Source organism: Dietzia sp. B44 (assembly GCF_014145245.1).
Classification (GTDB): Bacteria; Actinomycetota; Actinomycetes; order Mycobacteriales; family Mycobacteriaceae; genus Dietzia; species Dietzia natronolimnaea.
The window spans coordinates 1-1,174 of record NZ_JAALEF010000316.1; the positions used below are offsets into that span (position 1 = coordinate 1).

Sequence of the window (1,174 nt, forward strand, 5' to 3'; positions counted from 1 at the left end):
AGCGCCTTCTCCGCGCGCACGGCCCAGGCGATGAGGGCGATCCACACGGCGACCAGGGTCAGCAGGAGCGGCGTGGTGGTGGAGGACGGGACCTCGGCCCACACCAGAAGGGTGCGCGAGTTGGTCACCACGATCAGGCCTCCGGCCGCGGTGCCGAGCACGCGCGCGGGCAGGTGCTTGACCAGCCAGGCCGCCAGTGGTGCCACGATCACGCCGCCGACCAGCAGTGCCGCGGCGTAGCCCCAGTCGATGCCGGCCGCGCCCAGGCCGATGAGGAAGCCGAGGGAGCCACCCACGGCCACCACGAACTCGGAGGTGTCGATGGAGCCGACCACCTTGCGCGGCTCGACCCGGCCCGAGGACAGCAGCGAGGTGGTGCCGACCGGGCCCCACCCGCCGCCGCCGAGCGAGTCGAGGGTGCCGCCCACCAGTCCGAGGGGGACCAGGAACCCTGTCCGCGCGCGGCCCTTGAACTCCGGACGACGCCCACCCAGTGCGAGGAAGCGGTACAGCACGTAGAGGCCCAGCGTCAGGAGGATCGCCCCGACCACCGGCTTGGCCACGTCCGCCGGGAGGTTGGTGAGGATGGTGGCGCCGGCGAACGCCCCGATGGCGCCGGGGACCGCGAGGATGCGCACGATGCGCCAGTCCACGTTGCCCAGCTTGTGGTGGGAGATACCTGAGGCCAGGGTGGTGCCGATCTCCGCGAAGTGCACGGACGCCGAGGCCGCGGCGGGCGCGATCCCGGCCGCGACCAGCAGCGTCGTGGACGTCACGCCGTAGGCCATCCCCAGGGAGCCGTCGATGAGCTGGGCGATGGCGCCGACGACGCCCAGGACGATCAGTGTCTTCACGAGTGCTCCGATTATCTTGTGTGTGGATTAAGTAGACCAACACAGTAGACATTAAAGGGGCGCCAAGCCCAGACCGATCTGTCTACGCGGTGCTGACGTGATGAAGATGTCGTGTCAAGATGAGAATTTTGTGACACAATTGCGGAATTCGCACCGGCTCCGGGTCGGTGCTCTGCGCTGGGGGGCGGGATGGACGGGGTCGGCGAACGGTCGTGTTATGTCCAGGGGGCCGCCGACGGCGCGACCTGGGGGTGTCAGCGATGCGGGGCCACCAGCGGGGTGCCGCCCTCGCGAGGGGCGGCACGGGTCGCGGCCGACGC

Annotated in this window: 1 protein-coding gene; it reads right to left on the minus strand. The window is 70.2% G+C overall.

Going from position 1 to position 1,174, the window contains the following annotated elements:
- A partial coding sequence (locus G6017_RS10960; RefSeq protein WP_182617341.1) for a TSUP family transporter occupies window positions 1-854 on the minus strand: 854 nt, incomplete at its 3' end.
- Window positions 855-1,174 lie beyond the last annotated feature (320 nt).